This window comes from Microbacterium sp. PF5, assembly GCF_004794315.1.
GTDB lineage: Bacteria > Actinomycetota > Actinomycetes > Actinomycetales > Microbacteriaceae > Microbacterium > Microbacterium sufflavum.
Genome location: NZ_SSDQ01000106.1, coordinates 95563 through 102127 on the forward strand (window position 1 = coordinate 95563; position 6565 = coordinate 102127).

At 66.2% G+C, this 6565-nt stretch carries 7 protein-coding genes; 4 read left to right on the forward strand and 3 right to left on the reverse strand.

Annotated elements, in window-relative coordinates; genetic code table 11:
• The first annotated feature begins 53 nt into the window (after positions 1 to 53).
• The 4 genes from erpA to DW297_RS08610 all read left to right on the forward strand — a co-directional run bounded on the left by erpA (position 54) and on the right by DW297_RS08610 (position 3630).
• A complete protein-coding gene (erpA, locus tag DW297_RS08595; protein WP_136031358.1) occupies positions 54 to 416 on the forward strand; it encodes an iron-sulfur cluster insertion protein ErpA in 363 nt (120 codons plus the stop codon).
• Positions 417 to 558: 142 nt separating this feature from the next.
• Complete coding sequence (gene ctaC / locus DW297_RS08600; protein ID WP_136031360.1) at positions 559 to 1455, forward strand: aa3-type cytochrome oxidase subunit II; 897 nt, start codon at positions 559 to 561, stop codon at positions 1453 to 1455.
• A gap of 3 nt (positions 1456 to 1458) precedes the next feature.
• Positions 1459 to 3192, forward strand: a complete 1734-nt coding sequence (gene ctaD, locus DW297_RS08605) for an aa3-type cytochrome oxidase subunit I (RefSeq protein ID WP_205812734.1) — start codon at positions 1459 to 1461, stop codon at positions 3190 to 3192.
• Positions 3193 to 3195: 3 nt separating this feature from the next.
• Positions 3196 to 3630, forward strand: a complete 435-nt coding sequence (locus DW297_RS08610; RefSeq protein ID WP_025105064.1) for a cytochrome c oxidase subunit 4 — start codon at positions 3196 to 3198, stop codon at positions 3628 to 3630.
• A gap of 68 nt (positions 3631 to 3698) precedes the next feature.
• Here the strand turns inward: DW297_RS08610 and DW297_RS08615 are convergent, their stop codons facing one another.
• The 3 genes from DW297_RS08615 to DW297_RS08625 all read right to left on the reverse strand — a co-directional run.
• Positions 3699 to 4118, reverse strand: a complete 420-nt coding sequence (locus tag DW297_RS08615; protein ID WP_136031363.1) for a rhodanese-like domain-containing protein — start codon at positions 4116 to 4118, stop codon at positions 3699 to 3701.
• An 83-nt stretch (positions 4119 to 4201) separates the two neighbouring features.
• Complete coding sequence (locus tag DW297_RS08620; protein ID WP_136031365.1) at positions 4202 to 4738, reverse strand: GNAT family N-acetyltransferase; 537 nt, start codon at positions 4736 to 4738, stop codon at positions 4202 to 4204.
• 598 nt (positions 4739 to 5336) lie between these two features.
• Positions 5337 to 6565 (reverse strand): cytochrome b (locus tag DW297_RS08625; protein WP_136031367.1); only part of this gene is annotated, 1229 nt, incomplete at its 5' end.

A 6565-nucleotide genomic window follows, 5' to 3' on the forward strand; every position in this document is an offset into this window, starting at 1 on the left:
GGCGGTAGAATCGTCACAGAAGCCGTGTATCGCGGCCCGTCCCAAGGAGTGACATGACCGACACCACCCTGTCCGCAGAGACCACCCGCGCACACGGCGTCAGCCTGACGGACGCCGCGGCCACCAAGGTCAAGAACCTTCTCGAGCAGGAGGGCCGCGACGATCTGCGTCTGCGCGTGGCCGTCCAGCCCGGAGGCTGCTCCGGCCTGATCTACCAGCTCTACTTCGACGAGCGCTTCCTCGAGGGCGACGAGACGGTCGACTTCGACGGCGTCGAGGTCATCGTCGACAACATGAGCGTCCCGTACCTCGACGGCGCGTCGATCGACTTCAAGGACACGATCTCCGAGCAGGGCTTCACGATCGACAACCCGAACGCCGCGGGAAGCTGCGCCTGTGGAGACAGCTTCCACTGATCGGCGGATTTCCGGACCACGGCCGTCGTCACCTCGCGTGACGGCGGCCGTTTCGCGTGCGGAACCTGCGTGGATGGCATGAATCGGGTGTGAGGTTGCTCTAGACTTGAACGTGCCCTGTCCGCAATCTGAAAGGTGCATCGTGCCCTCGAAACGCCGCCTTCGTTGGGCCGCACTCCCTGTGGGAGTCGTGGCAGCTGTGGCTCTGGCGGGATGTACTCCCACCGAGCTGAACGGCTTTCTTCCGGGCTTCGTGGAGGGTGGCCCGGCAGCGACCAACCAGACGGAGCGCGTGTCGTCGCTCTGGGTGAACTCCTGGATCGTTCTTCTCGCCGTCGGCGTCATCACCTGGAGCCTCATGGCGTGGGCCGCGATCGCGTACCGCCGGCGCAAGGGGCAGACCGGTCTCCCGGTGCAGATGCGCTACAACATGCCGATCGAGATCTTCTACACGATCGTGCCGCTCATCCTCGTGCTGGGCATGTTCTTCTTCACGGCGCGCGACCAGACCGAGATCGAGACCAAGTGGGACAACCCCGACGTCGAGATCACCGCGATCGCCAAGCAGTGGGCGTGGGACTTCCAGTACAACGGCGACACCGAAGACGACACGGTCTGGACGATGGGCATCCAGGCCCAGCCCGATGCCGAGGGCAACATCGACAAGGCCGAGCTCCCGACGCTGGTGCTCCCCGTCGACAAGAAGGTCACGATCAACCTTCAGTCGCGCGATGTGATCCACTCCTTCTGGATCATCGACTTCCTGTACAAGAAGGACATGTTCATCGGCAAGGACAACTCCTGGTCCTTCATCCCGACGCGCGAGGGCGAGTACGCCGGCAAGTGCGCCGAGCTCTGCGGTGAGTACCACTCGATGATGCTGTTCAACGTGAAGGTCGTCTCCCAGGAGGAGTACGACGCCTACCTCGAGTCGCTCGAGGAGAAGGGCAACACGGGCGACATCACCGACGCGTACGACCGTCTCTCGAACCTCCCCGGCACCTCCGGGAAGACCGACACCGAGGAAGGAGAGGAGTAAGTCATGTCGACCACTGAAGCTCCTCGCACCGACGAGGCACCCCGCTCCCGTCCCACCACTCTGCCCGCACGTCAGGCGGCTCTCATGAGCTCCTCGCGTGTGGAGCAGAAGGGCAACATCGTCGTCAAGTGGATCACCTCCACCGACCACAAGACGATCGGGTACATGTACCTGATCGCGTCTGTGCTGTTCTTCCTCCTCGGCGGCGTGATGGCCCTGGTCATCCGCGCCGAGCTCTTCGCGCCGGGCATGCAGATCATCCCGACGAAGGAGCAGTACAACCAGCTGTTCACGATGCACGGCACGATCATGCTGCTGATGTTCGCGACGCCGCTGTTCGCCGGTTTCGCCAACGCGATCCTGCCGCTGCAGATCGGTGCGCCCGACGTCGCCTTCCCGCGTCTCAACGCCTTCGCGTTCTGGCTGTTCCTCTTCGGGTCGACGATCGCCGTCGCCGGCTTCCTCACCCCGCAGGGTGCCGCGTCCTTCGGCTGGTTCGCTTATCAGCCGCTGGCCAACGCCTCGTTCTCGCCGGGTGCCGGTGGAAACCTCTGGATGCTCGGTCTGGGCATCTCCGGCTTCGGAACGATTCTCGGTGCGGTGAACTTCATCACCACGATCATCACGATGCGTGCCCCGGGTATGACCATGTGGCGCATGCCGATCTTCTCGTGGAACACGCTGATCACCAGCCTGCTCATCCTGATGGCGTTCCCGGTGCTCGCGGCCGCGATCTTCGCCGCCGCCGCCGACCGCGTCCTCGGCGCTCACGTCTACGACCCGGCCAACGGCGGTGTGCTCCTGTGGCAGCACCTGTTCTGGTTCTTCGGCCACCCCGAGGTGTACATCATCGCGCTGCCGTTCTTCGGCATCGTCTCGGAGATCTTCCCGGTCTTCAGCCGGAAGCCGATCTTCGGCTACAAGACGCTGGTGTACGCGACGATCGCGATCGCCGCGCTGTCGGTCGCCGTGTGGGCGCACCACATGTACGTCACCGGTTCGGTGCTGCTGCCGTTCTTCGCGCTGATGACGATGCTCATCGCCGTCCCGACCGGTGTGAAGATCTTCAACTGGATCGGCACGCTCTGGCGAGGGTCGGTCACGTTCGAGACCCCGATGGTCTTCGCGCTCGGCTTCCTGGTGTCGTTCGTCTTCGGTGGTCTGACCGGTGTCATCCTCGCGGCCCCGCCGCTGGACTTCCACCTCAGCGACTCGTACTTCGTGGTGGCGCACTTCCACTACGTGGTGTTCGGCACGGTCGTGTTCGCGATGTTCGCGGGCTTCTACTTCTGGTGGCCCAAGTGGACGGGACGCATGCTCAACGAGCGTCTGGGCTACGTGCACTTCTGGATGCTGTTCGTCGGCTTCCACATGACCTTCCTGATCCAGCACTGGCTGGGTGTGGACGGCATGGTGCGTCGCTACGCGGACTACTCGGCGGCCGATGGTTGGACCTGGCAGAACCAGGTCTCCACGATCGGCGCGATCATCCTCGGCGCCTCGATGCTGCCGTTCTTCCTGAACGTCTGGATCACCGCGCGCAAGGCGCCCAAGGTGACGGTGAACGACCCGTGGGGTTACGGCGCCTCGCTCGAGTGGGCGACCTCGTGCCCGCCGCCGCGGCACAACTTCACGTCGATCCCGCGTATCCGCAGCGAGCGTCCCGCGTTCGACCTGAACCACCCGGAGGCGGCCGAGTTCGCGACCACCGCACCCGGCGAGCGAGAGGGCCACTGAGTCATGCGCGATAACGTCATCATCTGGTGGGTCCTGACCGCGTTCTTCGCCCTTGTGGGCGTCGTCTACACGGGCTGGAACATCCTCGCCCACCCCGGCCTGCCGCTCGTGAATCAGATCGAGTGGGTCGGCACCGTGGCGCTGTTCTTCTCCGCCTTCATGGGAGCGATGGTCGCGTTCTACCTCGACCGCACCCACAAGGCGCAGAACGGTGAGCTGCCGGAAGACATCCTGACCTCCGACATCGACGACGGTGACCCCGAGCTCGGAGAGTTCAGCCCGTGGTCGTGGTGGCCGCTCGTGCTCGCCGCTTCGGCAGGCGTGTTCGTTGTCGGGCTCGCGGTGGGTCACTTCCTCCTGCCGATCGGTCTCGCGATCTTCGTGGTCGCGATCGTCGGCTGGGTCTACGAGTACTACCGCGGGAACTTCGCCCGCTGAGCGCTGTACCTGCGAAAGGCCCCCCGGATCGTTCCGGGGGGCCTTTCCCGTGTGTGTGAGCGCGGCGTTCAGGCGCGCGTGCGGATCCGTGGAATCCCGGTGAGGGGATCGACGGGGCGGTGGTGCACGCCATCGGCATCTTCGACCGGGTAGCCCTCTCGCACCCAGTACTCGAATCCGCCGATCATCTCGCGGACCCGATACCCGAGGCGGGCGAACTCGGCCGCGCCCCGCGTACCGCCGTTGCAGCCGGGGCTCCAGCAGTACACGACGACCTCGGCGTCGGGGGAGATCTCCAGCGGCGCCCGGGCGGCGATCTCACTGTGGCGCATGTGAACCGCGCCCGTCACGCGCCCCTGGGTCCACGCCTCCGAGGACCGGACATCGACCACGACGAGCTGTTCGCCCGTGGTGCGCGCGGCGTGCACGTCGGCGGGATCCGTTTCATAGGCGAGCTTGGCGGCGAAGTAGTCGGAGCGCGAGATCATGTCTCCACGCTAGTTCCCGCTCTGGCCGCGTGGCGCAGTGAGACGGACGTCGGTCGTGCGGATTCTGCCGTTGGCCCCCGCAGTCAGTGGCGCCGCGTCATCTGCACGCGCGTTCCGTATGCGTCCAGCCCGAGGGCGTGCTCGATGCTCACGAGGGACTCGAGGAACGGCGTATCGGGAGTGCTCACGGCGAACCCGCACCTGGCGTAGAACGGGGCGTTCCAGGGAACCTCGACGTAGGTGCGCAGGGTGATGCGCTGATTCCCCCGTCGAACGCTCTCGTCCAGCGCGGCATGCACCAGCTGCCGACCGATACCCCGGCGACCGTGATCGGGGTGGACCGACAGTTGCTCGAGATGCCCATCTCCGTCGATCTGCAGGACGTGGGCGAAGCCGACGACGGTGAGCGCAGAGCGGGCGGGATGCGCGGCACGGCGCGAATCGACCACCTCGGCGACCAGGACGTAGCCATCATGGGCGGCGCGCTCGGCCGCCGTCGCCGGGGGCGGCCAGTCCTGCGCTCGGAAGCGTTGGACCAGGAGACGATCGGCCGCGAGCTCGATCTCCTCCAGAGCAGCGATGTCCTGCGGCTCCGCCGGCCGGATACGCACGCGTGTCATAGCGACGCCGCCGAGCCGATGACCGCGGGGGTGCTCCGTGTCGTTTCGTCCTGGGCCGCGTGCCCCATGTCCAGCGTGATCGGGAACGTGTCGGTCGTGGCCGATGCAGGGGTCGATGGGTTCGGCATGGACCGCGTGACAGACGCGAACCAGGGGTGCACGTCACGGGCTCCATGTCCAACGATGTGGATGTCGGTACGGGCTTCGGCGATGGGCTCAGCAGCGCCGGCGTGAGTGCCGTCAGGGGGAGCGGCGGGGGCAAGGGGGCCGGCGGCGGGGGGACCGGCGAGGGGTCCAGGAGCGACGACGTGAGTGCTGCCAGTGGGAGCTGCGGCTGTAGAGGAGGCGGTGCCGGGTCCGCCGGCGTCGTTGAGATCGTCGAGGGACAGGGATCCAGCAGCGGCGTGGGGACCGGCGAGGGGGCCAGCAGCGGCGTGGGGACCGGCGGCAGACTCAGCGGCGAGATGGAGGGCGCGTCGGGGCGAAAGCGCACGCGAGCGAGCTGGCCGAGCACTGGATGACATGAAGTGATCCTCTCATCGGTGAGACGACGAAGGCCCCGTCCGACGGGACGGGGCCTTCAGCGGGGGAGTGGCGACTACTCGTCGTCCTCCGACTTCTTCTTGCGCGGACGCTTCACGGGCTCGGTCGAGATCACCGTGCTGGGCGTGTTCGGCGTCTCGTCGACGTGAGTCTCGTCCACCGTGAGCGGGGCGTCGGGGAAGCCGGCGCGCTCGTGAGCGCCCTGGATCTCCGCGGCCTCGGCCGCCTCGTTGTCCGCCGTGACGTGGTGCTGGTGTGCATCGGCGGCGTCCACCTCGGCCTGCGTGAGCGGAGCCAGACGGTCCTCGAAGAACCAGCGCGACATCGCCGAACGAAGGTTCTCCGTCCACGGGATGCGGCCCTTGGCGTTCGGGCGCACCACGAGGGGCTCGTAGCCGTCGATGTCGATGAGCTTCCAGCGGTCGTACTTGTCGACCGGCTGGTGCACCTCGATGTACTCGCCACCGGGGAGGCGGACGATGCGGCCCGACTCGAAGCCGTGCAGCACGATCTCGCGGTCCTTCTTCTGCAGCGCGATGCAGATGCGCTTGGTGACGAAGTAGCCGATGATCGGGCCGAGGAACAGCAGCACCTGGAGCGTGTGGATCACGCCCTCCATCGTGAGCATGAAGTGCGTCGCGATGAGGTCGGACGATGCCGCCGCCCACAGCACGGCGTAGAAGATGACGCCCGCGACACCGATCGCCGTGCGCGTGGCCGCGTTGCGGGGACGCTGGGCGATGTGGTGCTCGCGCTTGTCGCCCGTGACCCACGCCTCGATGAACGGGTAGATCGCCACGATCACGATGAACAGGCCGAGCACTGCGACCGGAGCCAGGATGCCGAACGACCACGTGTGGTTCAGGAACACGATGTCCCAGTTCGACGGGGCGAGGCGCAGCGCGCCGTCCGCGAACCCGATGTACCAGTCGGGCTGCGTACCCGCCGAGACGGGGGACGGGTCGTACGGGCCGTAGTTCCAGATCGGGTTGATCTGGAAGAACGTCGCGATCAGCACGATGGTGCCGAAGACGATGAACAGGTAGCCGCCCATCTTGGACATGTACACCGGCATCATCGGGTAGCCCACGACGTTGTCGTTCGAGCGGCCGGGGCCGGCGAACTGCGTGTGCTTGTTGATGACCATGAGCATCAGGTGCAGGACGATGAAGGCGATCACCAGCATCGGGAGCAGCAGGATGTGCAGGGTGTAGAGACGGCCGACGATGTCGGTGCCGGGGAACTCGCCGCCGAAGAGGAGGAACGAGGTCCAGGTGCCGATCA